30 protein-coding genes are annotated in these 25,317 nt (G+C 60.9%); 24 read left to right on the plus strand and 6 right to left on the minus strand.

Translation table 11 applies throughout. The annotated features are described in order from the left end of the window. Positions 1–197 (minus strand): hypothetical protein (locus tag VIO10_RS02405; RefSeq protein WP_331958780.1); only part of this gene is annotated, 197 nt, incomplete at its 3' end. A 558-nt stretch (positions 198–755) separates the two neighbouring features. Then, entirely contained in the window at positions 756–944 is a 189-nt protein-coding gene (locus VIO10_RS02410) for a hypothetical protein (RefSeq protein ID WP_331958783.1), read from the minus strand. 8 nt (positions 945–952) lie between these two features. Here VIO10_RS02410 and VIO10_RS02415 point away from each other — a divergent pair, with 8 nt between their 5' ends. Together VIO10_RS02415 and VIO10_RS02420 are read left to right on the plus strand one after the other, a co-directional pair. Then, entirely contained in the window at positions 953–1,219 is a 267-nt protein-coding gene (locus VIO10_RS02415) for a BrnA antitoxin family protein (RefSeq protein ID WP_331958786.1), read from the plus strand. Between the two features lie 32 nt (positions 1,220–1,251). Then, positions 1,252–1,485 (plus strand): hypothetical protein, encoded by a 234-nt coding sequence (locus VIO10_RS02420; protein ID WP_331958789.1) that lies wholly within the window; start codon positions 1,252–1,254, stop codon positions 1,483–1,485. 66 nt (positions 1,486–1,551) lie between these two features. Here VIO10_RS02420 and modC read toward each other — a convergent pair whose 3' ends face one another. From modC to modA, 3 genes are read right to left on the minus strand one after another with little or no spacing between them, the layout of a single operon-like run. After that, positions 1,552–2,679: a molybdenum ABC transporter ATP-binding protein gene (gene modC / locus VIO10_RS02425; RefSeq protein WP_331958792.1), complete on the minus strand. Its 1,128-nt coding sequence runs from the start codon at positions 2,677–2,679 to the stop codon at positions 1,552–1,554. Positions 2,680–2,697: 18 nt separating this feature from the next. Next, on the minus strand, positions 2,698–3,375 hold the full coding sequence (gene modB / locus VIO10_RS02430; protein WP_331958795.1) for a molybdate ABC transporter permease subunit: 678 nt from the start codon (positions 3,373–3,375) through the stop codon (positions 2,698–2,700). 6 nt (positions 3,376–3,381) lie between these two features. Continuing rightward, a complete protein-coding gene (modA, locus tag VIO10_RS02435; protein WP_331958798.1) occupies positions 3,382–4,152 on the minus strand; it encodes a molybdate ABC transporter substrate-binding protein in 771 nt (256 codons plus the stop codon). 240 nt (positions 4,153–4,392) lie between these two features. Between modA and msrA the strand changes: the two genes are divergently transcribed. Further along, positions 4,393–4,893, plus strand: a complete 501-nt coding sequence (gene msrA / locus VIO10_RS02440) for a peptide-methionine (S)-S-oxide reductase MsrA (protein ID WP_331958801.1) — start codon at positions 4,393–4,395, stop codon at positions 4,891–4,893. Positions 4,894–4,938: 45 nt separating this feature from the next. Further along, the gene (locus tag VIO10_RS02445) at positions 4,939–6,315 is read left to right on the plus strand and encodes a glycosyltransferase family 87 protein (RefSeq protein ID WP_331958804.1); all 1,377 of its coding nucleotides are present in this window, start codon (positions 4,939–4,941) and stop codon (positions 6,313–6,315) included. A gap of 645 nt (positions 6,316–6,960) precedes the next feature. Here VIO10_RS02445 and VIO10_RS02450 read toward each other — a convergent pair. After that, positions 6,961–7,836 (minus strand): fumarylacetoacetate hydrolase family protein, encoded by an 876-nt coding sequence (locus VIO10_RS02450; RefSeq protein ID WP_331958807.1) that lies wholly within the window; start codon positions 7,834–7,836, stop codon positions 6,961–6,963. 164 nt (positions 7,837–8,000) lie between these two features. Between VIO10_RS02450 and VIO10_RS02455 the strand changes: the two genes are divergently transcribed. From VIO10_RS02455 to trbD, 20 genes are all read left to right on the plus strand, one after another. Then, entirely contained in the window at positions 8,001–10,118 is a 2,118-nt protein-coding gene (locus tag VIO10_RS02455) for an NAD(+) synthase (RefSeq protein WP_414645308.1), read from the plus strand. Positions 10,119–10,251: 133 nt separating this feature from the next. Beyond that, positions 10,252–11,037 carry a hypothetical protein gene (locus tag VIO10_RS02460; RefSeq protein WP_331958813.1) on the plus strand — a complete coding sequence of 262 codons (786 nt, stop codon included), beginning with the start codon at positions 10,252–10,254 and terminating at the stop codon, positions 11,035–11,037. A 190-nt stretch (positions 11,038–11,227) separates the two neighbouring features. Next, a complete protein-coding gene (locus VIO10_RS02465; protein ID WP_331958816.1) occupies positions 11,228–11,557 on the plus strand; it encodes a PqqD family protein in 330 nt (109 codons plus the stop codon). Further along, positions 11,541–11,984 (plus strand): lasso peptide biosynthesis B2 protein, encoded by a 444-nt coding sequence (locus VIO10_RS02470; RefSeq protein WP_331958819.1) that lies wholly within the window; start codon positions 11,541–11,543, stop codon positions 11,982–11,984. The genes VIO10_RS02465 and VIO10_RS02470 overlap by 17 nt, the downstream gene beginning before the upstream one ends. Beyond that, positions 11,974–13,791, plus strand: coding sequence for an ABC transporter ATP-binding protein (locus VIO10_RS02475; protein ID WP_331958822.1), 1,818 nt, complete (start codon positions 11,974–11,976; stop codon positions 13,789–13,791). The genes VIO10_RS02470 and VIO10_RS02475 overlap by 11 nt, the downstream gene beginning before the upstream one ends. 448 nt (positions 13,792–14,239) lie before the next feature. Further along, on the plus strand, positions 14,240–14,548 hold the full coding sequence (locus tag VIO10_RS16160; protein WP_349259215.1) for a BrnT family toxin: 309 nt from the start codon (positions 14,240–14,242) through the stop codon (positions 14,546–14,548). Next, the gene (locus VIO10_RS02480; RefSeq protein WP_331958825.1) at positions 14,514–14,771 is read left to right on the plus strand and encodes a BrnA antitoxin family protein; all 258 of its coding nucleotides are present in this window, start codon (positions 14,514–14,516) and stop codon (positions 14,769–14,771) included. The genes VIO10_RS16160 and VIO10_RS02480 overlap by 35 nt, the downstream gene beginning before the upstream one ends. A gap of 269 nt (positions 14,772–15,040) precedes the next feature. Then, complete coding sequence (locus tag VIO10_RS02485) at positions 15,041–15,667, plus strand: hypothetical protein (RefSeq protein ID WP_331958828.1); 627 nt, start codon at positions 15,041–15,043, stop codon at positions 15,665–15,667. A 222-nt stretch (positions 15,668–15,889) separates the two neighbouring features. Then, the gene (locus VIO10_RS02490; protein ID WP_331958831.1) at positions 15,890–16,555 is read left to right on the plus strand and encodes a VirB8/TrbF family protein; all 666 of its coding nucleotides are present in this window, start codon (positions 15,890–15,892) and stop codon (positions 16,553–16,555) included. A 240-nt stretch (positions 16,556–16,795) separates the two neighbouring features. Further along, positions 16,796–17,506 (plus strand): P-type conjugative transfer protein TrbG, encoded by a 711-nt coding sequence (gene trbG, locus VIO10_RS02495; RefSeq protein ID WP_331958835.1) that lies wholly within the window; start codon positions 16,796–16,798, stop codon positions 17,504–17,506. A 3-nt stretch (positions 17,507–17,509) separates the two neighbouring features. After that, positions 17,510–18,688, plus strand: coding sequence for a TrbI/VirB10 family protein (locus tag VIO10_RS02500; protein WP_331958838.1), 1,179 nt, complete (start codon positions 17,510–17,512; stop codon positions 18,686–18,688). Between the two features lie 27 nt (positions 18,689–18,715). Then, on the plus strand, positions 18,716–18,991 hold the full coding sequence (locus tag VIO10_RS02505; RefSeq protein WP_331958841.1) for a DUF2274 domain-containing protein: 276 nt from the start codon (positions 18,716–18,718) through the stop codon (positions 18,989–18,991). Positions 18,992–19,016: 25 nt separating this feature from the next. Next, positions 19,017–19,625, plus strand: coding sequence for a S26 family signal peptidase (locus VIO10_RS02510; protein ID WP_331958844.1), 609 nt, complete (start codon positions 19,017–19,019; stop codon positions 19,623–19,625). A 3-nt stretch (positions 19,626–19,628) separates the two neighbouring features. Continuing rightward, positions 19,629–20,018 (plus strand): conjugal transfer protein TraD, encoded by a 390-nt coding sequence (gene traD, locus VIO10_RS02515; RefSeq protein WP_331958847.1) that lies wholly within the window; start codon positions 19,629–19,631, stop codon positions 20,016–20,018. Further along, entirely contained in the window at positions 20,011–21,273 is a 1,263-nt protein-coding gene (locus tag VIO10_RS02520) for a DUF3363 domain-containing protein (protein WP_331958850.1), read from the plus strand. The genes traD and VIO10_RS02520 overlap by 8 nt, the downstream gene beginning before the upstream one ends. A 278-nt stretch (positions 21,274–21,551) precedes the next feature. Further along, positions 21,552–23,180: a type IV secretory system conjugative DNA transfer family protein gene (locus VIO10_RS02525; RefSeq protein ID WP_331958853.1), complete on the plus strand. Its 1,629-nt coding sequence runs from the start codon at positions 21,552–21,554 to the stop codon at positions 23,178–23,180. Further along, the gene (locus VIO10_RS02530) at positions 23,177–23,680 is read left to right on the plus strand and encodes a hypothetical protein (protein WP_331958856.1); all 504 of its coding nucleotides are present in this window, start codon (positions 23,177–23,179) and stop codon (positions 23,678–23,680) included. Before VIO10_RS02525 ends, VIO10_RS02530 begins: the two co-directional genes overlap by 4 nt. Beyond that, positions 23,643–24,623 (plus strand): P-type conjugative transfer ATPase TrbB, encoded by a 981-nt coding sequence (gene trbB, locus VIO10_RS02535; protein ID WP_331958859.1) that lies wholly within the window; start codon positions 23,643–23,645, stop codon positions 24,621–24,623. Before VIO10_RS02530 ends, trbB begins: the two co-directional genes overlap by 38 nt. Continuing rightward, positions 24,604–24,954, plus strand: coding sequence for a TrbC/VirB2 family protein (locus VIO10_RS02540; RefSeq protein WP_331958862.1), 351 nt, complete (start codon positions 24,604–24,606; stop codon positions 24,952–24,954). Before trbB ends, VIO10_RS02540 begins: the two co-directional genes overlap by 20 nt. A 21-nt stretch (positions 24,955–24,975) precedes the next feature. Further along, positions 24,976–25,308 (plus strand): conjugal transfer protein TrbD, encoded by a 333-nt coding sequence (gene trbD / locus VIO10_RS02545; protein ID WP_331958865.1) that lies wholly within the window; start codon positions 24,976–24,978, stop codon positions 25,306–25,308. Positions 25,309–25,317 lie beyond the last annotated feature (9 nt).

A 25,317-nucleotide genomic window follows, 5' to 3' on the forward strand; every position in this document is an offset into this window, starting at 1 on the left:
GCACGACTCCCGATCTGACTTGCTGTCCGTCCCGAGAACTCGTGCTGGTGCCTTTTTCGCGGGACGATATCCGCCAGCCTCGCGTCCAGCCGCGTGAGCGCGTCGCGTTTCTCGCTCAGGTAATCGTATCGGTAGTTGACCACGCCCACGCCCGGGTCGGTGTCATGAAAATCGACTGCCAAACGACTGCCAATCACGACCGAACAGGACCGATCAGCACCGACCTCGATTCCAACAAAGTCCCCATTTCTCGCGGGTTTCGTTGCGTCGTGATCGATGGTGATCGCCTCGGAGCTCTTTCGTAATTAGCAGGTCGCCGGTTCCATGGCGCTGGCTGCGTCATCACCGCGGCCGGCCGCGGTCGCCAGCTCGGATGCTTCCTGACCGGCTCAGAGGTGTCCAACAAGTGTCCACGACCAGCCAACCTGGCATAGGCGGAGGTAACCTCGTAATCGAAAAAAGCGCGATTCTGTAAGCAAGATAACCGGACATATACCTCAGCTTACTTGCCTCGCGGGCTTCCTAATCCTGGGGCCGTGGGTTCGAATCCCTCAGGGGGCACCAAATTTTCCCGTCACCTACCTCGAGGCGCCCGGCTCTCGATTCCGTCATCCTGAGCGCAGCCGAGGGACGCCGGATCTTTTCCCGACTCCGGTTCTCTCCGATTAATGATTTGCACAACAGCGCACCGCAGCCGCGAAATCCCACCCCCGCCGCATCGACGGACGCAGGAGCGTCCGTCGAGATTCTTCGCTTCAGCAGCTTTCGCTCAGAATGACATAAAAAGGTCCGACGTTTTCTCCGTCATCTTGAGCAAAGCGAAGGATCTCGCGCGCGCAAGCGCGTGTCTCTGCAACACCGCCCTCCGCGAAATCCTGCATCGGCAGCGTGATGCGGGACAGTAGCCTTGGTCCGCGATCCGTGTCGGCATAGCCTGTCAGCATCGATCATCATGAAAAAAGCTGTACCGAAATTCAGGACCGAAGATGCCGAGCGCGAGTTTTGGGCGTCGCACGACTCGACGGATTATATTGACTGGCGCAAGGCCAAACGCGTAACGCTGCCGAACCTGAAGCCGTCGTCCCAAACCATCTCGATTCGCATCCCGAAGCCGATGCTGGATCGCTTGAAGCTCCTGGCCAACAAGCGCGACGTGCCCTATCAATCGCTGCTGAAGATGTTCGTCGCTGAGCGGCTGAAGGCCGAATTCAAATTCTGAGCTCAATCCCGGTTAATCGGAGGGAAATTCTGATGGTCGGAATGTTGCAGATTTTAACGTATTTGCTGGCTCTCTATCTGGTGATGAAGGGCTTCGAAATCCTGCAAATCGGGTTGGCTTCAGGGCGTCCGGACCGCTCTGGCGTCATCACTATCGGGGCCCTGTCGCTGATTGTGTGCATTGTCGGTGCTGTGGCTTTTACCACAATGCAGGACAGTCAAGCCCGGTCCGTGAGTAGTTCGATCTCGACGCCTCACCTTCCGTAGAGGTGTTCGGGGATTTCTGGTGAGGGGGAGCGCTAAACCGCGCGCGAAAGGCTATCGCGCCGCCGGTTACCGCGCGGAAGGCTCGACCAGGTTGCACGAGTAGGTCTTGATCACCAGCCAGACCTCTTTTCCCTCTTCGATTCGCAACGCATCGATTGCGCCCGGCGTCAGATGAACCTCGAAGGTCGCGCCCGCCGCATCGATCATGACTACTATCCTCGCGCCTTCGCGGCGCATCGATAGGACTCGTCCCGGAAAAGAGTTGCGCGCACTTAGCCCATGCGGTTGCTCGCCCGCAACGATGATATCGCCGGCGCGAATCGCGATCCGCACCCGCGCTCCCGTTTCCGCGTGGCCCAGCGGCACTTCCAGGCGAGTCGTGCTCCCGTCCAACTGACACAGCATCGTGCCCTGAGTCTCCGCGATCGATCTCACCGTCGCGTCGAAAACATTTTCGAAGCCGACTACCTGCGCGATCGTTTCGTGCCGCGGCGTCGCGAGCACGTCATGCGGCATCCCTTGAGCGAGGATGCGTCCGGCTTCGAGCACCAACACCCGCTCGCCTAGCGCGAATGCCTCCTCGGGCGAATGGGTGACGTAGAGGATTGGAATTTCGTGGGCCGCATTCCAGGCGCGCAAGTCGTCGAGAATCTTCGACCGGGTCGCGTGGTCGAGCGCGACCAGCGGCTCGTCGAGCAGGATCGCCGCCGGATTCGTCACCAGCGATCGCGCGAGCGCCACGCGCTGGCGCTCGCCGCCGGAAATCTCGCCGGGCTTACGAGCGATCAGATTCGCGATGCGAAACGACTCGAGCATCGTCATCATTCGCGCGCGCCGCTGCGCGGCCGGCATCCTCGCGATCCCGTATTGAACGTTCTGCGCGACCGTCAGATGGGGAAACAGCGCGAGATTTTGAAACACGTATCCCAATCGGCGCTCCGCCACCGGCATGTCGATGCGCGCATCCGAATCGAACAGCACTCGCGCACCGAGCGATATCCTGCCGGCATCGGGCTGCGCGAGTCCCGCAATGCAATTCAGGATGGTCGTCTTTCCGCCGCCCGACGGCCCCAGGATCATCGTGAAGCCGGCCGACGCCTCGAACTCGGCCTCGAGCATGAAGCTGTTCGAGGTCCGATACGCGATGCGGACCGACAGACGCCCGTCGCTTTCGCCACTGTTGCCGGATGCCATCTGTTGCAACCGCCCCGGCTAGCGATGCATCGGCCAGACCGCCCAGATTCGGCGGTTGAGCGAATAGGTGATCGACAGCGTGACGAACGAAAACGCCATCAGGATAAGCGCCATGCGATTGGCGCCGGCGTAGTCGAGCGCCTGCACATGATCGTAAATCGCGATCGAGACCGTGCGCGTCACGCCTGGGATGTCGCCGCCCACCATCAGCACCACGCCGAACTCGCCGAGCGTGTGCGCGAAGCTCAGCACGAAGCCGGTGACCACGCCGCCTATTGAAAGCGGGAGCACGACGCGAATGAAAGTGCGAATCCGCGAGGCGCCGAGTATCGACGACGCGTTGATCAAGTTGCGATCCACCTGCGAGAACGCCGCCGCCATCGGCTGTACCGCAAAGGGCAGGCTGTAGATGACCGACGCGATCGCCAGGCCTTCGAAGGTGAACGGCAACCCGTGGCCGGTTAAAGATTGATACCAGCGGCCAAGCGGGCTGTTCGAACCCATCGCGACCAGCACGTAGAAGCCGAGCACGGTTGGCGGGAGCACGAGCGGCAGCGCGACGATGGATTCGACGAAAAATTTCCATCGCCAGCGGGTGAAGCTGAGCCACCATGCGATCGGCGTCGCGACCACCAGCAAGATCGCGCAAACGAGCAACGCGAGTCGTAGCGTCAGGAAAATCGCGCTCCAATCCATCGGTGGTCAGCGCGGCGCGGACACTTTGCTTTCGTTGTGCCCCACAGTTGCGTCCTTCGGAATCGAGAAACCATATCGCGCCATCAGCGCCACAGTTTCGGGCTGCTTGAGAAATTTCATAAACTGATTCGCCAGTTGCTTGTTGCGCGACGATTTCAGAATCACGCCGGCCTGGATGATCGGCGGATAGTCCGTCGCCGGGATTTCGACGTATCGTCCGGCGTTCTTCATCGCCGGCGCGAGCGCGAGCGAGAGCGCGAGGATGCCGGCGTCGGCATTGCCGGATTGAACAAACTGGGCGGTCTGCGAGATATTTTCGCCGAGCACGAGCTTGCTTTTGATCTTGTCATAGACGCCCGCGTGGCGCATCGCCGCAACCGCCGCGATCCCGTACGGCGCATGTTGCGGATTGGCGATCGCAATCTTTCTGATGCCGGGATCGAGCAGCACCGCAAGACCGCGGCTCAAGTCGAGCTTCGACGCGTTGGGAGCCCACATCACGAGTTTTCCGCTCGCATATTCGTAAATAGTGCCGGGTTCAATCAAGCCCGCGGCCTCGAGCCTTTTCGGATAGTCAACGTCGGCGGAAAAGAACAAGTCGAACGGCGCGCCATTTTGAATCTGCGCGAAAAAATTTCCCGATGAACCATACGTGAGTTTAATCTTGCTCCCGGTTTGTTTCTGAAATCGGGAGGCAACGTCCTGGAACGCAAAGGTCAAATCCGACGCCGCAGCGACCTTGATTTCCGCAGCGCCGGCCTGGGCAGGGAGCCACATGCAAAGAAAAGTCGCGAGCGCGAAAAGCGCCCGCAAAACGATCCTTGCGCGCTTCCGATCAAGGATTAGGTTCACGAATTGCGCACGGTTCCCCGATTTCCGAAGGTTATGATTCGCCATAATACTTGTCATAGCGCTTGAATAATGGCACACCGCTGGACGCTCGCACAGTGGCGGCGGCGGTCTCACCAGGGCCGGGCGAGGATTGATTCACGCCGGTCCTCATCGTTAAGTAGGCAAATGGCGAACGAGAACAAAATCGCGACATTCGGCGCCGGATGCTTCTGGGGTGTGGAATCGGCTTTTCGCGCGGTCGAGGGCGTCGTCGAGGTGGTCGTGGGATACGCGGGCGGCACGGTTCCAAAGCCCACCTATCGAGCGGTTTGCAGTGGCAAGACGGGACACGCGGAAGTCGTGCAGGTGGAGTACGACCCGGCGCGGGTATCGTTCGAGCAACTGCTGGAAGTGTTCTGGCAGATTCATGACCCGACGACGCTCAACCGGCAGGGCCCCGACACCGGCACTCAATACCGCTCAATAATTTCCTATGCCGATGACCATGAGCGGATGGCCGCCGAGGAATCGAAACGGCGGCTCGAGCAGTCCGGCAAACTCGCGCGCCCGGTCGTCACACAGATAGTGCCTGCCGCGGAGTTCTACCGCGCCGAGGAGAATCACCAGCGCTATTACGAGCGGATGGGTATCGCGCCGAGCTGCGCAATACACGGACGAATCGATTGAGGCTATGATTCTGAAGGATCAGAGGAACTCCCGAACAGGCTGGCGATGGATGGTCGCGCGAAAATCGATACCGCCGGAAAATCCGTCACGGTAACGATGTCCACCACGGCCCCTGACGGTCGCTCGGGCTTTGCGCACCGGTTCACCAGCTGGCTTCGCGACCCCTCCTGGCTGACGGTTCAACGCGTCACATTTTATTCGGGCGTTCTGCTGCTTGCATATCTGGCTGCGGCGATAGCTCAACTCTTCCACGCTCATCACCTGATATTTGCGAGTGGCGCCGGCGTTGGAGGCGACTTCGTAAATCCCTACGCGGCTTCGATCGCGGCGCTTAAAGGCGATCCCGCGTCTGTTTACGACATTCATCGCCAGCACCTGCAGGAAGCGGCGGTAATGGGAGGCAAGGATTTCGGTGTCCTCGGGTTCCACTATCCGCCGATGTACCTTCTGATCGTTCTGCCGCTTTCGATGCTGCCATTCATCGCGTCATGGGTCGTGTTCGAGACCGTGACGCTTGCGGGCTATCTTGCCGTACTTCGGCGCATCGCTCCCGTTCCTCTCGGACTTTGGCTCGCGATCACATTTCCGGCGGTCATCATCAACTTCATGTGCGGGCAAAACGGCTTCCTGACCACCGCGCTTATCGGGAGCGGTCTGCTGCTTCTGGACCGATGGCCGGTGCTTGCGGGGTTGCTGTTTGGCTTGATGGCCTACAAGCCGCAATTCGCGATATTGATTCCGCTCGCACTGATCGTAGCGCGCCGATGGCGCGCACTTATTGCCACTGCCGTCAGCACGATTCTGTTCGCGGCAGCTTCGCTCGCCGTCTTTGGCGCATCGACGTGGCGCGCGTTTATCGGCAGTATCCCGTTCACACAGAAAATTGTCCTGGAACGGGGTGCGATCAATTTCCCAACCCTGCAAAGCATTTTTGGCGCGATCAGGATGTGGGGTGGCAGCGTCGAGGTTGCGTATGCGTTCCAGGCGCTGGTGGCGATATATGCGGCGTCCGCGGTGGTTTGGGTTTGGCAAACCAGCCGTCCGTTCGCGCTCAAAGCCGCCACCCTGGCGGTTGGCTGCTTGATGGTTTCCCCATACGTCCTGCAATACGACCTGGTGTTGCTCGCGCTACCGATAGCGTGGCTGGCAATGGAGGGTTTCGAGAAGGGGTTCCTGCCCTACGAGAAGGCCGTGCTTTCGGTCGCGTGGATTCTGCCCCGCGTCTCATTGCCGGTCAGTCAGGGCGCCAAAATCCCACTTGCCCCGATCGTGATCATCGCACTCATGACGGCGATCCTACGGCGCGCCAGCCGTCGCGAGCCGCCGCTCACCTGCAGCAAGCACGCCACCCCGCGCGTTTCGAGACGCCCGCCCCATTGGTCCCGCCCCGGCTTGGGCAGTCGTCCTGAGAGTTCAACTTGACACCTGACGCGGGTGCGCTCTCAAAATGATAGCGGGGAGAGACGGAGGCTGGGCAGCTACAGCAAATCTATTGGCTCGCGCTCTTGCAGTTCGCGGTCGATCGACCGGCGCGGCGTCTGGAGACCGTAGTTTCCATTCCAGAATGGGCGAAATTTAAGGAGGAAGCGGCTCAATCTTCCAGGGGGCGAGGATCTTGCCTGTCTTATCTCATGTTCCGAATGGCGGATTCCAATTGACGTCGTTGGCAGCATCCTCGCGCCCTCCCAGTGCGTTGATACCCCTCCTCCCGCTCATCCGACCCGCCCCCTCGCTAGGGCAAGCAATCAATGTGCCACGGGCGATTGAACAAAAACGCCCCGAACAGGCGGCACGCTCCCACCATCAGTCAACCAATGGCTACACATTGTAGATTCGATGCAACAATTTGTCACCGACACTGTTTCGTTCCTGAGTCAGCATAGGCGCGCATCCGCCCAATCAGCCGATTCCAAAGACTCCAGGAATCAAGCAAGCCCGGCTTGCGGCATCAAGGTCGCTTACATCGATCAGCGCCTTGGCTCCGAGCGGAGACTGCGGCACGCGAGCGACGGAATTTGCCGTGAGGCCAAATGCCTGCCAATTATCAAGCCGGCCCGGACCGCCTGCTCAGATTAAATCGGTGCCGGCCGGTTCCTCGATCACCTTGTTTTCGAGCTTGCCGATTTTCTCGATCTCGATTCGGACCACGTCGCCCGCCCTGAGCCATTTGGGAGGATTCATCCCGGCAGCCACTCCGCCGGGCGTGCCGGTCGAAACGATCGTCCCCGGCAACAAGGTAAACACCGTTGACAGCGTCTCGATCTGTGCGAAGCAATCGAAGATCAGATTCCTGGTGTTCGAATGCTGGCGCTGTTCGCCGTTGACGAACGTGCGCAGGTCGAGCTTGTGCGGATCGCCAATCTCGTCCGGCGTTACGATCCATGGGCCAACCGGCCCGTGCGTATCGAACGACTTGCCCAGCGTCATCGTCGGCGCGCGGCGCTGCCAATCGCGCACGCTTACGTCGTTTACGATCACGTAACCCGCGATTACCTCGCGGGCGCGATCGCGCGGCACGTGACGGCATCGCCGGCCGATGACGAACCCGAGTTCGCCTTCGTAATCCAGCGCCGACGAGGCGCGCGGCAGATGAATCGGATCGTACGGTCCGGTCACGCAGCTCGATTGTTTGTTGAAGAACATCGGAAACTCGGGACGCTTCATTTTCGTTTCTTCGACGTGGTCCGCGTAGTTAAGGCCGATGGCGAGAAACTCCGGGGGGCGCGCGATCGGCGCCTCGAGCTTGACGCTCGCAAGCGCAATCCGGCGGGTGGAATTCTTCGCCGCGCCAATCGCGCGCTCGGCGGCGGGCGCCCCCGCCACGATGAAGGCGGTCATGTCGCGCGGCAACTCGGGCGCCGCGGCCGCAAGGTCAACGATCGAGTCATCGACGACGACGCCGATGCGCGTCGTGCCGCCATGGGTGAATGTTGCAAGTTTCATTGGACTACAGCCGTTATTGCAATGATTGACCCGCCAGACAATGGCCGGCGAGCGTTTCAGGATGGCAACGGCGCGGCATTCGACCGATGTCCCCCGGGGGCGGATCGGGCAATCTTGTACCGGGCGTCCACAATCGGCACAGTCTTCTTAACAGGGGCGCCGGCATGGGCGGCGGATGCCGAGTAGATTGCCGCGCGGCGCCCAAGGGAAACGACGTGACCAGGAACGGAAACTTTTTCAATCTCTACAATCACGATTTCGTCAGAATCGCGGTTGGAGTGCCGTCGGTTCGGGTCGCCGATCCCGCTTACAACGCCGAACATACCGTCGCGCTGATCCGTGAAGCCGCCGAGCGCAAGGCGGTGCTCGCACTGTTTCCGGAATTGGGGCTGAGCGCCTATTCGTGCGACGATCTGTTTGGGCAGCGGGCGCTGCTCGACGCATGCCTTGACGCAATCGCCGCGGTGGCCGAGGCGACGGCGAAGCTTTCGATCGTCAGCGTGGTCGGAGCGCCGCTCCAGATCGATCATCATCTGTATAACTGCGCGATCGTGATTCATCGCGGGCGGATTCTCGGCGTGGTGCCGAAGACGAATCTGCCCAACTACCGCGAGTTCTACGAACCGCGGCAATTTGCCTCGGCCGACGCCGCGACGCGCGACGAAATCGAGCTGGCCGGGACTCGCGCGGTTGCGTTCGGCAACAACCTCATCTTCCAGCACGAGCAGCAGCCGGGACTTACGATTCACGCCGAGATTTGCGAGGACTTGTGGGTTCCGATTTCGCCGTCGTCATACGCGGCGCTGGCGGGAGCGACGGTGCTGCTGAACCTGTCGGCGTCGAACATCACGATCGGCAAGGCCGACTACCGCCGCTCGCTGGTCACCGGCCAATCCGCGCGATGCATCGCGGCGTATGCATATTGCGCCGCCGGAGCGGGTGAATCGACGACCGATCTCGCCTGGGACGGCCACGCATTGATCGCCGAGAACGGCAACCTCGTCGCCGAGTCCGAGCGCTTCAAGGATCGGCCGCAAGTGGTCACCGCGGAAATCGATCTCGAACGGCTGTCGCAGGAACGGATGCGTCAGAACACGTTCGGCGACACGGCCGAGCGCGAGCGCGAGCGAGTGCGGCGCTTTCGGCGGATTTCATTTTCGGCGGAATTGCCGCGGCGCGCGAAGATGCTGCTGCAGCGGCGCTACGAGCGGTTCCCTTACGTGCCCTCGGATCCCGCAACTCGCGACGAGCGATGCGCCGAAGTCTTCGACATCCAGGTTCAAGGCCTGGCGACGCGGCTGCGCTCGACCGGCCTGGAACGAGTCGTGATTGGAATTTCGGGCGGAATCGATTCTACCCACGCGCTGCTGGTATGCGCGCGTGCGATGGATCGGCTCGGCTCGCCGCGCAAAAATATTCTTGCCGTCACTATGCCCGGCTTTGCCACCGGCGCGCGAACGCTCGATCAGGCGCGCCGCCTGATGAAGTCGCTCGGCTGCGCGACCGATGAAATAGACATTCGGCCGAGCTGCATGCAGATGTTCAAGGACATCGGGCATCCCTATGCCAAAGGCAAGAAAGTTTACGATGTCACGTTCGAGAACGTGCAGGCGGGCGAGCGCACCAGCCATCTTTTTCGATTGGCAAACCTGCGCGGCGGGCTGGTGGTCGGCACCGGCGACTTGAGCGAGCTCGCGCTGGGATGGTGCACCTACGGCGTCGGCGATCACATGTCGCATTACAGCGTCAATGCGAGCGTGCCGAAGACATTGATCCAGCATGTGATTCGATGGCTCGCGCAAACTGAAAGCCTCGGCCGCGAAACCAGCGCGACGCTGCTCAAGATTCTCGCCACTCCAATCAGCCCCGAGCTGATCCCCGGCGCCTCGGCGGACGGACATCCCAGCCACGACACCGAAGCGACGCTGGGCCCCTACGAGCTGCACGATTTCTTTCTCTACTACACGCTGCGCTTCGGATATCCGCCGCCGAAGGTCGCGTTCCTCGCTTACAACGCGTGGCGCGACAAGGACGCGGGCGAGTGGCCGGACATTGGGCGCGATCGCCGCAACCAGTACGACATCGCGACGATCAAGGGACATCTGCATACGTTTCTCTACCGCTTTTTTCAGTTGAGCCAGTTCAAGCGCAGTTGTATCCCCAACGCGCCCAAAGTCGGTTCGGGCGGATCGCTCTCGCCGCGCGGCGACTATCGGGCGCCCTCGGACAGCGAAGCGACCGCATGGCTCGAGCAATTGAAGTCGATCCCCGACAAAGAATAATCTCGCCATCGGTTTCGCGGACGGCTTGCAGGCGCTTCGCGATTCAGTGAAAGGTGAAAAGTGAAAAGTGAAATTGATCGACGACTTGAATTTCGAGTGGCACCGTGCGTGCACTCTGCGATGAGGGAGTGAGATGCCAAAGCCTTCGGGAACAATCTTTGCCTTACTGGCGCTGGCTGGCGCCGCCGCGCTCGCCACGCCGGCCGTCGCGCAGGAGTCCGCCGCTCCACAGGAATCGCCGTGGGCGATGCGTGCGCCGGCTGCTGTGCCGCAAGGGGCGCCGACCCATTCGGCCCAGCAAGTGGCGGCTGAGAAAGAGGCTGAGAAGGGTACGCCGCAGCAGCGGGAATTGGCGCACAAGCTGGTTTACGCCATGTACGCGAAAGATTTCGCCGCGATCAAGCAGCTGATCGCGCCATCCACGATGAAATGCATCGGCCACAACCAGAATTTTCTTGACGACCGGATAAGGAAGCAACTCGACCTTCCAATCAGCAAGAACTATCACCTGACGGTTACCAAACTGCCGCCGAATTTGATCAATGCGACGAAGTACGCCACCTACCCGATGCCGCCGACTCATCTGATGGGAATGGAATTTGTCACCGAGGACGGCGGCACCGCCACGGTGAACGAAATGATCGGCCAGGAAGATGGCAAGTGGTACGAGGCGCAGCCGTGTCCGACGGAACTTGGGATGCAACGGTTTGCCAAGCAGCAGCAGATGCGCGCTGCCGGCCGCGAACGGGCCAAGGCGGCGCTGGCGCGCATCCAGGAGCCGCTCAAGTCGCAACTGCTGGCGCTTATCGCCAAGCGCGATAATGCCCAAGCGTGGACGCTCTGCATGAAATCCCTGCACGTTGACTATCCGACCGCTCGGGGAATAGTCGATTTGCTCGCCGGTGGCGAAGCAGACTGAAGCCGGGGTGAAGTTTCTCGATCGCTTCGACGCTGAAGCTCGCCCCCGGCTCGCATAAGCGAACCCGCCGACGACTTGCCCGCGGCGCGAACGCTCTGTAAACTCGTGTCGCTTTCACTAGCGATGTAAAGGGTTCTCGCGTTTAGAGCAATCATCGCATCGCTTGTGCCGCTCGGACAAGTTGCAATTCGTGAAAAAGACGATCTCGACGCGATCCGTCGTAGTCGCATCCAAGGACCAGATTTCCTGCGATCTCGAGGGTGAGGCCGCCATTCTGAATCTCAAGAGCGGGACCTACTTCGGACTGGACCCGGTTGGCGCCACGATTTGGAGCTTGATTGTGCAACCGCGCCGAGTGGCCGAGATTCGCAACGCATTAATCGATCAATTCGACGTCGAAGCCGAGCGATGCAGCCGCGATCTGCTGCAACTGCTTGGCGAACTCCACGCGCATGGCCTGATACAGGTCCTCGACGAGCTGGCGCCGGATGATCGGGGCTCGGATGAACAAAATAGCTAAGTTCTTCGCGTTGCCCGCGCCGGATCGGACGCTTCTGTTTCAGTCGCTGGCGGCGATTGTGGCGATGCGTGCCGGCGTGTGGACGTTGCCGTTTGGTCGTGCGCGCCGGCTGGCTGACGCGATGAGCCATCCGATGCGCGCAAACTCCGACGCCGCTCGCCCGTCACCTGAAAAAATCGCGTGGGCCGTCGCCACCGCCAGCCGGGCCGTCCCCAGCGGCGGCAACTGCTTGGTTCGCGCGCTCGCGACCGGCATCGTGCTCAAGCGCTACTGCTATCCCAGCGAACTCAAAATCGGGGTGATGAAACCGGCCGATGGCCATTTCGGCGCTCACGCATGGCTCGAGAGCGGCGGCGTCGTGGTGATCGGAGATTTCGAACTTGATCGATACATGCCGCTTGGCGGGCCGGACTCCGTTGGCCGATAGCCCCGCAAACCCGCCGGCGAAGGGCACGCTTGCGGCGTATCTCGCGATGCTGGTGCGGGTTTCGCGCTGGCATTTGATCGCTGTGGTCATCGTGATGGTCCTGTTTTCGTTGAGCGAGGGGATCGGCTTCGCGCTGCTGCTTCCCACCCTGCAAGTGGCCGGCTTTAATCTGGCCGGACAGGGCCAGGCCGGACGCTACGCGGCGATCGTTTCCAACGCCTTCATTGCGGTGGGGCTGCGCCCGTCGCTGATTCTTCTGCTGGGCGTATTCGTGATGCTGGTTGGCGCGCGAACGGTGCTGGGGCAGATGCAGAACGTGTGGACTTATTCGGTCCAGCAGGAAGTCGAGCATCATCTGCGCCGTCGCCTCTACCGTGCGATTGCGGATGCGAACTGGTTGTTCGTATGCCGTAGCCGGGCTTCGGATTTCACTCACGCGCTGACCTCTGAAGTCAGCCGAATCGGCAACGGCACGAATTTCGCCCTGGTATTCACCGGCGAAGTTGCGATCGGGATGCTCTACATGGCGATCGCGTTTGCGCTGTCGGCCGGAATGACGGCATTGGTGCTAATCTCCGGCGCGCTTCTGGCGTTCGCTTTTCGCGGCCGCACGCATGCGATCGAAAGCCAGGGCGAGGAGGTCTCCGCAACCAACAAGTCGCTCTACGCCGCCACCATCGAGCATTTGCAGAGCCTCAAAGCGGCCAAGACCTATGGCGCCGAAGCGCGTAATTTTTCGATTTTCTCCGAGCTGAGCGCCGACGTTGCCCGAGCCAACGTGGACGGTACGCGTCAGCAGGCGATCGCCGCGACCTGGTTCGAGCTGGGCTCGGTGGTAATCCTCGCGGTGGTGCTGTTCGTGTCGATTCAAATCCTGGCGGTGCCGCCGGCCTCAATTCTGATCCTGTTGCTGCTGTTCGCGCGCGTGATGCCGCGAATCATGAGCGGCCAGTATCACTACCGCGCCTTCGTCAACGCGCTGCCATCGTTCGCCAACCTGCTGGATATCGAAACCCGATGCGCCGCCGCCGCCGAGCCGGCGGTGCATCCGCACGATCGGCTCTCGCTCACGCGCGAACTTGCCGCTGACGGCGTATCGTTTACCTACAGCGAGGGACGCGTGCCCGCGGTCAAAGATTTGAGCCTGGTGATTCCGGCGGGGAAGATCGTCGCGCTGGTGGGGCCGTCGGGCGCCGGCAAGAGCACCATCGCCGACATTCTGATGGGCCTCGTCGCGCCCGACTCGGGGACGCTCAGACTCGACGGCCGGACGCTCGGACCCGAAGGCGTGCGCGGATGGCGCGATCAAATCGGCTACGTGGCGCCCGACACGTTTCTTTTTCACGACACGATTCGTGCAAACCTCAAATGGGCGCGCCCCGACGCCAGCGAGGAGGAAATGCTCGCGGCGCTTCGACAGGCGTCCGCTTTCGATTTCGTCGCCGGACTAAGCGACCGGCTCGATACTGTCGTCGGCGATCGTGGAATTTTGCTGTCGCAGGGAGAGCGCCAACGCCTCGCGCTGGCGCGCGCATTCCTGCGCCGCCCTTCGATGTTGATTCTCGACGAGGCGACCAACAGCCTCGATTCTGAAAACGAAGGACGGGTGCTCGATGCGATCGAAAGCCGCCGCGGCGAACTCACCGTCGTGCTGATCGCGCATCGCCTCTCGACCATCCGATGGGCCGATCTGATTTACGTCGTCGAAGGCGGGAAGGTGGTCGAGTCGGGCAATTGGTCGTCGCTTAGCGCGCTGCGCGACGGCCGTTTCCGCGCGCTATGGGAAGCGCAGAGTCTGACCGTCTGATCGAGATCCAACCCGCATTCACGTCGCATTCTATTAATCCGCGACTAATTTTTCCGACCGGTCCCTGAACCAGGATGACGCCGCTCGTGGACGTACGCGTGTGCTCGCGCGGATGCCGCTCCGCGACGGCATAGACTTGGGGTTCGCTCACTGCGGCCTGTCTTGGAGATAGGTGGTGCGAGAGGGGGGACTTGAACTCCCACGCCTTGCGGCACCGGATCCTAAGTCCTTAACCTGATGTTTTCCGAGATCAGCTCATGTCATATAATGCAGGAAATATAAGGGTTTTTGGCCAACTGACATCATCTCAGATCCTGTGGATAAATCCGGAAGTGGGCACTAAGTGGGCACTGAGCGCACTCATTTATCGAGCGCCTATACATCCAGAGATATTGACGAATGGATGGATAAACGTACATACTTAATGAGCCCAGCGGCTGAGACCTAAATGCGGATAGCGGGATTCGACTGGGATGAAGGCAACCGGTCCAAGTGCCAGAAGCACGGCGTTTCGACGGCCGCGATAGAATCCCTATTTCACAGGCCGATCGCCGTTCTACCGGATCCCCTGCACTCGAAACCTGAGGAACGCTTCAAAGCAATTGGCAAGACCGATAAAGGGCGCGGGATTTTCGTCGTGTTCACCTTGCGGACGCAGCGCGGCAAAACACTCATTCGGCCGATCAGCGCACGGTACATGCACAGGAAGGAAATGGACCACTATGAAAAAGAAACTGCCACGCTTCCGAAGCGATAAAGAAGCCGAGGACTTTGTCGAAAAGGCCGATCTGACCGAGTACGACTTGTCCGCGATGCGACCGATCCGCTTCGAGTTTCAGCCCAAGAGCGAGCGAGTCAACATGCGCGTGCCCCGGCAACTGCTCGATGCGGTGCGGGCCTCCGCGGCCAAGGCGGGAGTTCCCTACCAGCGCTTCATCCGCCAGGCGCTGGAGGACGCGGTACAGCGGAAACGTGCGTGACATCGGACACTTTTGGACACTTTTCGGCGTCGCGAAGATTGCGATTTTTGGCTCGGGTTCACGCGCACTGCGCGTAGTCTTTTCCGGTCAGCAATGCGAGCGAGCAGGACAAATGCTTGTGCGGGATCTTTTCGGAATGCACAATTGCTCCTCCAACGCCGGGAGCACAGGGAGGCTCACAGAAGGTGGCAGCGTGGGATCGCCAATTCGTAAAGAAATTGTGGGAGCGGGTTGATCGAGGAGAACGATACGACTTTCCCACTGGCCCGATGGCCCAAGAACGATTGCGCGATATCTTGCCGGCGCTTCCTGTCGATTTCTTCCAGCGATATCCAGAACAACTGAACAGACCCTTGCGCGAAGAGTTGGCACCACACCTTAAGGCGGGTGATCAACGTTCTGTGTCACTAGCTCGTTGGATCATCAGAGACTGGGGCGGCATCAAGAGAGGAGTTCAAGCGATACCGGAATGGATGGAGACATTCGGCGACTTTAACGAGATGATCATCACGGCGTTCATCGCCAATAGTGGTACTACGCGGATATCGTCCTGGAGTAAGCTGCTCGCCTTTGCCAATCACGAGAACCACGCCATTTACGATGCTCGGACATCGGTCGCACTTAATTGCGCACTCCGCAACTTGGGAGACAGCCGCCAGTTCTACATGCCGCTTGGACAAAATGAGACTATCAACGATGCGCGGCGGCGCGTATTGAACGATGTTCCTGAGCCGAGGCGACCCGTTGGGTACAAGGATTATATAGAGCTTCTGAACACTGCCGTCGCATGTAAATTGTCGAACTCCATTCTCGCCGCGGAGATGGTGCTCTTCGCGAACGCTCCGTGTGTCGCCCGACAGTTCGTTGCGGACGGAAGCGAACAGCGCACCCCGTAAACGAGCCGGACCGGCCAGTCGGACCACGCGTCGCACGCAGTTACCATCGAACTGCGCCTGACCAGACCATCTGCTGAACTTTCCCACACGGCACTAATTTTCGTGCATCCGCTTCTCCGCGACGGGCCATTCCCGACGCTGGCAAGGAACTTGCTCATCCCAAAATCGACCGAGCACGAATTTCACAACGTGTGCTCGATCGTTTAGGAGCGGGGCGTCAGCATGGAAGGCAGCGTCTATCTCAAAGCGCGGCAGGAATGGGACGAGCGTTACGCTGATCTCGTTCTCGGCAAACGCAACTGGCAGATCACGGCCGCCGGCATGATGGTGATCACCCTGGTGCTGGCTTTCGGAATGGTTTGGCTCAGCACGCGCAGCAAGTTCATTCCTTACGTCGTCGAAGTTGACAAGCTCGGCTACGCGCTGGCCGCACCCAGCGCGCTCACTGAAAACACGACTCGGATCAGCACAGACCGGATGGTGCGGTACGAGTTGGCGGCTTTCATCCGCAACGCTCGCGAGGTGATCACCGATCCGGCAGCCGAGCACCAGCTGATCGGGCAGGTGTACAGCCGCGCCCGCGGACCGGCTTACAAGTTTCTGGAGAACTACTACCACGAGAACGAACTTGAGCATGATCCGTTCAAGGTTGCTCAGCACCAATCTGTGAGCGTCCAGATCGATTCGATCCTGCCGCTGTCGAAAGCGACGTGGCAGGTGAGATGGACCGAGGAAGAATCAGGCCTCGACGGTTCTCCGGTCGCTACGACGCATTGGGAAGCGGCGCTCGACACCACGATCATTTCGGCGACCTCTGACGCCTCGATCCTGGAGAACCCGCTCGGCTTTTACGTTACGCAGCTCAATTGGACCGAGCAACGAAGTTAGGAGGGGATCACGATGAAGTGCATCGGCACATTTGGTTTCGTCGCTCTCTCGCTGACGCTTAACGCTTGCTCGGCAAAGCAAACGCCACCGCCGCCGCTGACGCTTGTCACGAAAGCGGCACCATCTCCCGAGCCGGAGCCCGCACCACTAACCGGCGCTCAGATACTCGCGCAGCAGCCCCAAGAGGTTCGGGAGGCCGTTAAACAACATCAGCAAGACGGCGCTTGGCAGGTTTATAAGATGCCGCACCGCGAGCTTTACCCGTATGAGGAAGGACAAGAGCCTGCAGTTGACTGTGCTCCATTGCGAACCACCGACATCCAGCTTGAGCCGGGCGAGACGATCACGGACGTGGCCAGCGGCGACAGCGAACGCTGGCTCGTGACGCCGGCGTCATCAGGCGATCCGCGCAATCCGACTCCGCACCTTGCGATCAAACCCACCGCGGGCGGTATCAGCACCAATCTGACGATCTACACGACGAAGCACATTTATCACCTGATGCTACGCTCGCGCGCCGGACGCGAAATGCAGGAAGTCGCCTTCTATTATCCTGAGGAACTCAAGCAGGCGATGCAGGACGCCGACCACACAGCCGCGAAGGCGCGCGATTCGCAATCGCAGCCGGACGGAGTGGTCGCTTCTCTGGCTTCGCTCGATCCGGGCGCTCTCAATTTTTCTTACGCGGTGTCTGGAGCAAAGGTGCCGTGGAAGCCGGTCCGAGCATTCGATGACGGCACGCACATCTACATCCAGATGCCCGCGACTACAAAGTCGAGCGAAGCTCCCGCGCTGTTGGTCGCCGCGGGCAACGGCAGCGAGATGGTGAACTATCGCGTCAGGGGCGACTACTACGTGGTCGACAAACTCTTCGACCAGGCGGTGCTGGTTTCGGGCGTCGGCCGCGAGCAAGACCGCGTGAACATCCGGTACACCGGCACGGCGAGGTGAATCATGGTCACGGCAGCGGCAATTGGACCGACCGGCCCGCGCGTTCACCAGCCGCGCGGGGGCGGCGCACGGCTGACACGCACTCTGGTTATTGTCGCCGGCGTCGCAATCGCGGCAGCACTGCTTGTGATGATCATCGCGCTGCATTCGGACTCGCCGGATTCGAGCCCGACAGCCCGCAGCGACGATGCAGCCGCCGTCACATCCAACGAGGAACGTGCAGCCGTCGCGGAACTGGAGGCGAAGGCGAGGAGGCCGAAGCCTGCTGAGATCAATTCTGTTCCAGTTCCGCCCGCGTTGCCCGCTATCGCGACGCAGGTTCCTGCTGCTCCCCTACCAGCGCGTCCACCGAGCAGGCTGGCCGCGTTGCAGGAGGAGGAATACGTGAAGGCGCTCTCCGCGCCCCCGATGGTCCAAGCGTTTCACCACGGCGAGACGCTGGAAGTTCCAAGCATCGCGAGTCAGGCGGGAGCAGCCAAGCCCTACGAGCTTACGATCACGCCATCTGGCCAGAGCAACGGCACCAGCGCGATCGCGAACCTCAAGCCGCCAGCGTCTCCTTTTCTGATCACGGCAGGCAGCGTGATTCCGGCGGTCCTGATCAGCGGCGTCAACTCGGAACTGCCGGGACCAATTCTCGCGCAGGTCCGCGAGAACGTCTTCGATACCGCAACCGGACGATGGGTTCTGATCCCGCAAGGCTCGAAACTCATCGGCTCGTACCAGACGAACGCAGCGTATGGACAGCAGCGCGCCCAGATCGAATGGAAGCGGCTGGTCTTCCCGAACGCGTCAAGCATGGACATCCCGGAGATGCCGGGGGCCGACCAGGCGGGCTACGCCGGATTCAGCGATGAGGTAAATAACCACTACCTGAAGACGTTCGGCACCGCGGCGCTCCTTTCCGTGATCAGCGCCGGCCAGATGGTTGGACAGATGGGAGCATTCGGCGGAGGCACCGGATTCTCCGGGCCTTACGGGTACGGCTACTCGACGCCAAACCAAATGTCATTACTCAGTGAGATGGGCGGTGCGGCGGCGAGCCAGCAACTCGGACAAGTCGCGCAGAACAGTCTTCAGCGCGGAATGAACATCCCACCCACCTTGGAGATACGGCCGGGTTACCAGTTCAACGTGATGGTGACGAACGACCTCGTACTGCCGGGGCCGTACAGGAACTGAAGAAACAGATTGAAAGGAGCTGGAGAGATGAAACTCAGACTCAAAGACAAAGACTTACCTCCCGTACAGTTGCGGCTCACATTGCCGGGCAGCCTCAAGGCGTCGCTGGACGAATACGTCGGGTATTTGCACGACAGCTTGCATCGGGAGACGGACGCCAAGGAAGTCGCGATCGAGATGCTGAAGCATTTCGTTGAGAGCGACCGTGATTTCAGAGGGTGGCGGAGCAAGCGGGAAGGAGGCGCGGAGCGGGTGGTGCAGAGAGAGGAGAGGAACGGGGCAGCAGGGGCGATGCGTTCGTAGAGCAAGATAAAGGTTTTACCGTACCGTGCGCGCTTTTGAGCATATTCCCCAGATCCGGCGCGGATTTTCTTCCCCGTACCGCATCGCCTTGCCCCGTACCCGAACAATTGCAAGACGAGCACTGTTTCCGGTCGTCCTCTGCGCAGGAATCGCAATACCAGTCTTGGGCTTCCAGATTCTGGGTTTGAGGATCGGACTCACGGACAGCGCGTGCCCGCCAGGAATCTACCGGATGGTTAACCGCGCACCATCGCGCGGCGACTTGGTGCTGGCATGTCTGCCAGATGCGATCGCACGGTTCGGGCGCGCGCGCGGCTATCTCTTGCGCGGACGCGGTTGCGGCGACGGCATCGAGCCGGTCGGCAAACGACTCAGTGCGCTGCCCGGAGACTCGGTTGAAGTCATGCGCGATTACATCGCAGTCAACGGCCAACGTTTGCAGCATTCGGCCACGCTTTCGCGCGACAGCCGCGGCGGCTCGGTACGCCACGTCGCGTGGGGCCGCTACACGGTGCAGCCGGGAGAGGTGTGGCTGTTCGGAACCAAAGACGCGCGAAGTTGGGACTCTCGTTACTTCGGGCCGGTGCCAGCGAGCTCAGTTCGAGCGGCGCTGGAGCCGGTTCTCACTTGGTGAGTTATGGCGGACGAACTGCACACCAGAGAGCAGGGACTTAGAGTCCATCATCTCGCGAATCTCGGCGGGCTGGTTGCGATTGCGGGGCTGGACCGCGAGCCGCCCGACCTGCTCCTCGGTGGTTTGCTTGAACTTGCCGCGCGTCTGCCGGACCTTCCCGCCACACGCCGCACGGCGATCGCCTTGGCAGGACGAGCGAAGCTCGACGCCCGTGCGACTTCGAAGCGTGCCTGGAAGTCGTGGAGTCGATCCAAGGAGCTGCACAGTTTAACGCTTTCGAGCGAACACATCCGGCGCATCATCGGCGCGCTGAACGGCGACGAGCCATGCAATTCCGCTGAACTTCCGCGAATGATGCTGCGGCTTTTGGGCGGGGAAACATCAGATGAGTGACCTGCTGCGCCGCGACCTTGAGATGCAGCCGCGCCCTCCGCGCTGGCGCGGAGAACAGCATCGCGCGAGGCGATGGTGGCTCGCGGCGGCGAAGCGGCATGGACGGGCAGGGCAGCCCAGCCGTATGAACACGCGGCTCGGACGGCAAGGCGCCGGCATATCGCGAGAGCCTCGCGCCTTCATGCAACGGAGCGTCGTCAAGGTTTCCTATTCGCGCAACACGAGGTCGGCATCGTGGGCCGCGCACGGACGATATCTCGCGCGGGAAGGCGCGCAGCGTGACGACGCAAAGGGATTGGGCTTCGACGCGGCCCGCGACGACATTAGCCTCTCGCAGCTCCTGGCCGGCTGGCAGAAGTCGGGCGACCCTCGGCTGTTTCGGATCATCGTTTCGCCTGAGAACGGCGCCGAGATGGATCTCAAAGATCATGCGCGCGAGCTAGTCGCCCAGATGGAACGCGATCTAGGAACGCGCCTTGAGTGGGCGGCGATCGATCATCACAACACCGACAACCCGCACGTCCACATTCTGATTCGTGGTGTCACCGAATCGGGCAAGGCGCTTTCAATTGACCGTGGATACATCAAGTCGGGGATTCGGGATCGGAGCCAGGAGATCGCGAGCCGGAAGCTTGGCCTAAGGGTGGAGCGCGACATTCTGGAATCGAGAGGCCAGGCTGTCACGCGCGACCAATTCACGGAAATAGATCGTGCGCTGCTCGGACGGGCGGACGCGCGGAACATCGTCACGTTCAATGGCGTGCAGCACCGGAACGAAGCCGCTCGCGAACGTCAGGCGCAAAACGTCGCGAGGCTAGGCTTCCTTGAAAGCGTGGGACTTGCGCGGCGCGTGGATCAACTTTCCTGGCAGATATCGCCCGACCTCGAACAGACGCTCCGTCAGCACCAGCTCTCGATCGACATCATCAAGACCAGGGCGCAGCACCTCGATCAGATTCATGACAGGCGCGCGCCGCTTCGCGTCACGGAACTCAAACCGGGCGAACGGGTGACCGGCCGGGTGATCGGCACCGGCCTCGAGAACGAGACGACCGACCGGCGTTATCTCCTCATCGAAGGCAATGACGGCAAACTCCATTACATCCGCCAAACCCCGGCAATCGAAAAGGCGCGCGGCGAGCAGCGGCTTAAAGTGGGCGCGGTCGTGACTCTCAGCGGCGCGGAGTTCGAGAAGAACGGGCGCAAGGTCATCTATGTTCAGGTTGCCGAGCGAGAGAAGGGACGAACACGATGATGGCTAATCAGTCGCTACCATACAGGACTCCGGTTTTCCGCACCGTAGCAGAGCGGGACGTACGCCTCGCCGCGACAGCGGCAGTCGCTTTCACCGCAGCGTTCTCGCTCGCGATTGCAACCCAGCACATCGCCGCGCTGTTCAGACATTCCGCAGTGTTGGGCGCACCTCTGGCGACTCTGCCCTTTGTCGGACCTTTTTACCGGCCGTGGAGCATTCTGATTTGGGCATGGGAGTGGCAACACGTGGCCGCCGCAAAGCCGATGCTAAGCGCAGGAATGCGCATATTCGAATACCCAACCTTGATCGTCACAGTCGTGGCGATGATCGCCGTTCATTTTACCCGGCGAGTCGGAGCCAGAGCAGACGATTTACACGGTTCAGCTCACTGGGCCGGCAGGAAGGAGATCAGCGCCACCGGGCTGCTCGACGCAGACAGCGGCGTCTATGTCGGGGCATGGCGAAATGGAAGGAAGACTTACTATCTGCGCGACTCGGGGCCATCGCACGTGCTCGCCTTCGCTCCGACCCGCACGGGCAAAGGCGTGGGACTGGTAATCCCAACCCTGCTCAGTTGGCCCCACAGTGTCGTGGTCCACGACATCAAGGGCGAAAACTGGAAGCTCACCGCAGGCTGGCGACAGAAAGGCCTTGGCAACCTCTGCCTGCGATTCGATCCGACATGCACTGACAGCACAGCGGCACGGTACAACCCGCTCGCTGAAATCCGCATTGGTCACGAGGAGGTCAAGGACGCGCAGAACATCGCGGACATGCTGATCGATCCGGTCGGCAACGCCCCCCGCGATCATTGGGACCTGACCGCGCATGATCTCCTCACCGGCGTGATCCTTCACGTGATCCATGCCGAGGCCGACAAGACACTCGCTGGATGTCTGAAATTCCTGAACCCGCCGGATCGCGATCAGGAGAAGGCGGTCCAGGCAATGATCGACGCCTCGCACGCCCAAGAGATCACGCACGCCGTGGTTGCCGGAGCGGCGCAAGCGGTGCTCAGCAAAAGCCCCAATGAGCGAACTTCTGTTCTCAGCACAGCGACTCGCTGCCTCACTCTGTATCGAGATCCGATCGTTGCCGCGAATACGGACGCGTCGGACTTTTCCATCGCCGATCTGACCCACCACGATCGGCCGGTGAGTCTCTATCTCACCGTGCCGCCGTCGGACCTGACGCGGACACGCCCACTGATGCGCCTTCTACTGGCGCAGATCGCTGCTCGGCTCACCGAGACTTCCCCTTCAAATGAACACGCGGTGCCGATGTGTCGCCTATTGCTGATGTTGGACGAATTTCCCGCGCTCGGACGCCTCGACTTCTTCCAGAGCTCGCTCTCTTACGCGGCAGGCTACGGAATCAAGGCGTACTTGATCGCCCAGGACCTGAGCCAGCTTTACGCCGCTTACGGCCACGACGAATCGATCGTCTCGAACTGTGCGGTTCGGGTCGCATATGCGCCTAACAAGATTGAAACCGCGCGGCTGATATCCGAGATGGCAGGCGCGGCAACGGTGCGCCACGAGCACCGCACCTACTCGGACAGCCGGACCACGGTGTCAGAACCCTCGATGCAGCGCCCATTGATCACGCCAGACGAGACGATGCGATTGCCCGAAGATGCGGCGCTGATCTTCGCTCCCGGAAGTCCCCCGATCTACGGAACCAAGATTCGCTACTACCTCGACCAGGAATTTTCGGCGCGCGCCAAGCTCGCTCCGCCCCGACACTCGGATCGCGTCGGAGCCGTTCGCGAGTGGCCAGAGACGCCGGCCTCGGGCGCCAATCATGAGAATCGATGCACCGAAGAAGCGAACGACCGACATTCAACCGCGGAGCCGGAGCGCGAGCAGGCTCTGAGGGACTCAAGCAAGGAGTGGCTATTCAAGTGAGAAACAATGCGCGAGAAGTCTCCTGCTATTTGAGTATCGAGGAAGCCGCTCATTTCAGAGAGGCGGCTTCTGCAAACAAAATCTCGCTGTCTCGTTACCTCCGGCAGTGCCTGCTCGACTACGAGCGTCTCAGCACCAACGGCAACCGAGAACCAAACGGCTTCGCGCTAGTCGAGATGGAGCAGCGACTCGGGCGCAGCATCGAAGTGCAGGGTAAGCGGCTCAATTCGATTTACCACGAGTTGCATGTCTTATTCGCGATGTTTGACCGGCTCGCGTTTGTTTCGTTGGTACACCTGCCCGAGATTCCTGCCGAACTGCGCGAAAGCGCGCTGACGGCCGGAACCCGCCTCTACAACAACTGGCGTCACGCGGTGATGGAACTGACCGAGACCGATTCTCCGACTGTACAACAGACCGAGGAGCCCGCCGACCGGCGAAACGACCAACAGGAGAATGGCGATGGGATTGGCAGCGATTCAATCCACGCGGCTGGATGAGCGGCTCAGGCGCGAGCTTGGCCCCGCCGTGCTGGCGGCTCTCGACGACCCGGACGTGATCGAGATCATCCTCAATCCGGACGGGACGCTCTGGCTTGAATCTCACGGCGGAGGAATGCGGCCCGCAGGAACAAAAATGCATGCCGTACAGGCGGAACGCCTGATCGGAACCGTGGCGTTCGCCCTCAACACCGTCGCGAACGATCAACGTCCGGTCATCGAATGTGAACTGCCATTGGACGGAAGCCGCTTCACCGGCTGGTTGCCACCCGTCGTCAGCTCCCCGTCGTTCGTCATCCGAAAACACGCTCGACTCATCTATACGCTCGACGACTATCTCGCCCACGGCATCATCGACGCCAACCAGGCCGAAGAGTTTCGAGGCGCCGTCGCCAGACGCGAGAACATCGTGCTCGCCGGCGGAACCGGCTCAGGCAAGACGACGCTGGCGAACGCCCTGCTTCACGAGATGGTCCGGCTCGGAAATCCAAACGAGCGCTTCATCATCATCGAGGACACTCTCGAACTACATTGCGACGCGCCGAACGTGATGCTGCTTCATACGACCGTCGCCGCGGACCTCACCTTCCTTACACGCACCACAATGCGAGCGCGTCCCGACCGCATAATCATCGGTGAAGTTCGCGGCGGAGAAGCGCTGGCGCTGCTCAAGGCCTGGAATACCGGCCATCCCGGCGGCGTGACTACAGTGCACGCCAATAGCGCCACTGCCGCGCTCACGCGACTGGGCAGTCTCGTTCAAGAGGCGGGAGTACCGCCCCAGCCGGATCTAATCTCACAGACCGTCAATGTTTTGGCCTTTGTCATGCGAACGCCCAAGGGGCGGCGCGTGACAGAGATGGTTCGCGTTGAAGGCTACGATCCCGCCTTTGGTTTCAAAATCAGTTCGATAGGAGGCCCTCATGAAGTTGATCATCGATAGGATTCATTCCCGTACCGACCAGTGGCTCAGCAAACTGAGCTACGCGATCGCCGTGGTAACGATTCTGTGGCCCGCACGAGCGCTCGCAACCACGGGAGTCGGTACTCTGCCGTGGGATGCACCGCTCGCGACGATTCAGGGAGACCTGCAGGGCACCGTCGCCCACGCCGCGACAACAATTGCCGTCATCGGCTGCGGGCTCACCTGGACCTTTAGCGAGCACGGCACTGGCGCGCGGAAAATGTCCGCCGTTGCCCTTGGAGGAGCGGCGGCGCTCGGAGCAACGCAGTTGATGACGGCGCTGTTTCCATTCGCGCCCGCGCTCTTCTAGTTAGGCGGTCCAGATCGGGCGATGGACACTGAGGTTCAACGAACGCTGATCCATCAGGCGCTCACGCGGCCAGTCTTGCTTGGAGGCGCGGAACGGCGGCTTGCGATTCTGAACTGGCTGATAGTCGCAGCGCTGATTTTCGGGGTCGGCCTGCATCTATACACGGTTGCGATCGCGACGATCCTGGGCACCGCGGGTCACTGGGCGCTTCGACAGGCAGCCAAGTTCGATTCGCAACTGAGCGAGGTTTACATCCGGCACTTGCATTACCAGCGGTACTATCCGCCGCGCGCCGCGATCACCGCTCCACCAGCACCCGTTCATCCGGCAGTGCCGAGGCTTAGGAAGTACTAGGGGACAGCA

The sequence above is a fragment of the Candidatus Binatus sp. genome, assembly GCF_036567905.1.
GTDB lineage: Bacteria > Desulfobacterota > Binatia > Binatales > Binataceae > Binatus.

What these genes read in the sequence shown, in the direction of transcription:
- VIO10_RS02445 (WP_331958804.1), top strand. Translation starts at nt 4,939, where the DNA reads ATGGATGGTCGCGCGAAAATCGATACCGCCGGAAAATCCGTCACGGTA.
- VIO10_RS02505 (WP_331958841.1), top strand. Translation starts at nt 18,716, where the DNA reads ATGAAACTCAGACTCAAAGACAAAGACTTACCTCCCGTACAGTTGCGG.
- VIO10_RS02415 (WP_331958786.1), top strand. Translation starts at nt 953, where the DNA reads ATGAAAAAAGCTGTACCGAAATTCAGGACCGAAGATGCCGAGCGCGAG.
- VIO10_RS02410 (WP_331958783.1), bottom strand. Translation starts at nt 944, where the DNA reads ATGCTGACAGGCTATGCCGACACGGATCGCGGACCAAGGCTACTGTCC.
- VIO10_RS02525 (WP_331958853.1), top strand. Translation starts at nt 21,552, where the DNA reads ATGCGCATATTCGAATACCCAACCTTGATCGTCACAGTCGTGGCGATG.
- VIO10_RS02540 (WP_331958862.1), top strand. Translation starts at nt 24,604, where the DNA reads ATGAAGTTGATCATCGATAGGATTCATTCCCGTACCGACCAGTGGCTC.
- modA (WP_331958798.1), bottom strand. Translation starts at nt 4,152, where the DNA reads ATGTGGCTCCCTGCCCAGGCCGGCGCTGCGGAAATCAAGGTCGCTGCG.
- VIO10_RS02450 (WP_331958807.1), bottom strand. Translation starts at nt 7,836, where the DNA reads ATGAAACTTGCAACATTCACCCATGGCGGCACGACGCGCATCGGCGTC.
- modC (WP_331958792.1), bottom strand. Translation starts at nt 2,679, where the DNA reads ATGGCATCCGGCAACAGTGGCGAAAGCGACGGGCGTCTGTCGGTCCGC.
- VIO10_RS02455 (WP_414645308.1), top strand. Translation starts at nt 8,001, where the DNA reads ATGGGCGGCGGATGCCGAGTAGATTGCCGCGCGGCGCCCAAGGGAAAC.
- trbG (WP_331958835.1), top strand. Translation starts at nt 16,796, where the DNA reads ATGCCGCACCGCGAGCTTTACCCGTATGAGGAAGGACAAGAGCCTGCA.
- modB (WP_331958795.1), bottom strand. Translation starts at nt 3,375, where the DNA reads ATGGATTGGAGCGCGATTTTCCTGACGCTACGACTCGCGTTGCTCGTT.
- traD (WP_331958847.1), top strand. Translation starts at nt 19,629, where the DNA reads ATGGCGGACGAACTGCACACCAGAGAGCAGGGACTTAGAGTCCATCAT.
- VIO10_RS02490 (WP_331958831.1), top strand. Translation starts at nt 15,890, where the DNA reads ATGGAAGGCAGCGTCTATCTCAAAGCGCGGCAGGAATGGGACGAGCGT.
- VIO10_RS16160 (WP_349259215.1), top strand. Translation starts at nt 14,240, where the DNA reads ATGCGGATAGCGGGATTCGACTGGGATGAAGGCAACCGGTCCAAGTGC.
- trbB (WP_331958859.1), top strand. Translation starts at nt 23,643, where the DNA reads ATGGGATTGGCAGCGATTCAATCCACGCGGCTGGATGAGCGGCTCAGG.
- VIO10_RS02520 (WP_331958850.1), top strand. Translation starts at nt 20,011, where the DNA reads ATGAGTGACCTGCTGCGCCGCGACCTTGAGATGCAGCCGCGCCCTCCG.
- trbD (WP_331958865.1), top strand. Translation starts at nt 24,976, where the DNA reads ATGGACACTGAGGTTCAACGAACGCTGATCCATCAGGCGCTCACGCGG.
- VIO10_RS02480 (WP_331958825.1), top strand. Translation starts at nt 14,514, where the DNA reads ATGAAAAAGAAACTGCCACGCTTCCGAAGCGATAAAGAAGCCGAGGAC.
- VIO10_RS02460 (WP_331958813.1), top strand. Translation starts at nt 10,252, where the DNA reads ATGCCAAAGCCTTCGGGAACAATCTTTGCCTTACTGGCGCTGGCTGGC.
- VIO10_RS02485 (WP_331958828.1), top strand. Translation starts at nt 15,041, where the DNA reads ATGGCCCAAGAACGATTGCGCGATATCTTGCCGGCGCTTCCTGTCGAT.
- VIO10_RS02470 (WP_331958819.1), top strand. Translation starts at nt 11,541, where the DNA reads ATGAACAAAATAGCTAAGTTCTTCGCGTTGCCCGCGCCGGATCGGACG.
- msrA (WP_331958801.1), top strand. Translation starts at nt 4,393, where the DNA reads ATGGCGAACGAGAACAAAATCGCGACATTCGGCGCCGGATGCTTCTGG.
- VIO10_RS02500 (WP_331958838.1), top strand. Translation starts at nt 17,510, where the DNA reads ATGGTCACGGCAGCGGCAATTGGACCGACCGGCCCGCGCGTTCACCAG.
- VIO10_RS02420 (WP_331958789.1), top strand. Translation starts at nt 1,252, where the DNA reads ATGGTCGGAATGTTGCAGATTTTAACGTATTTGCTGGCTCTCTATCTG.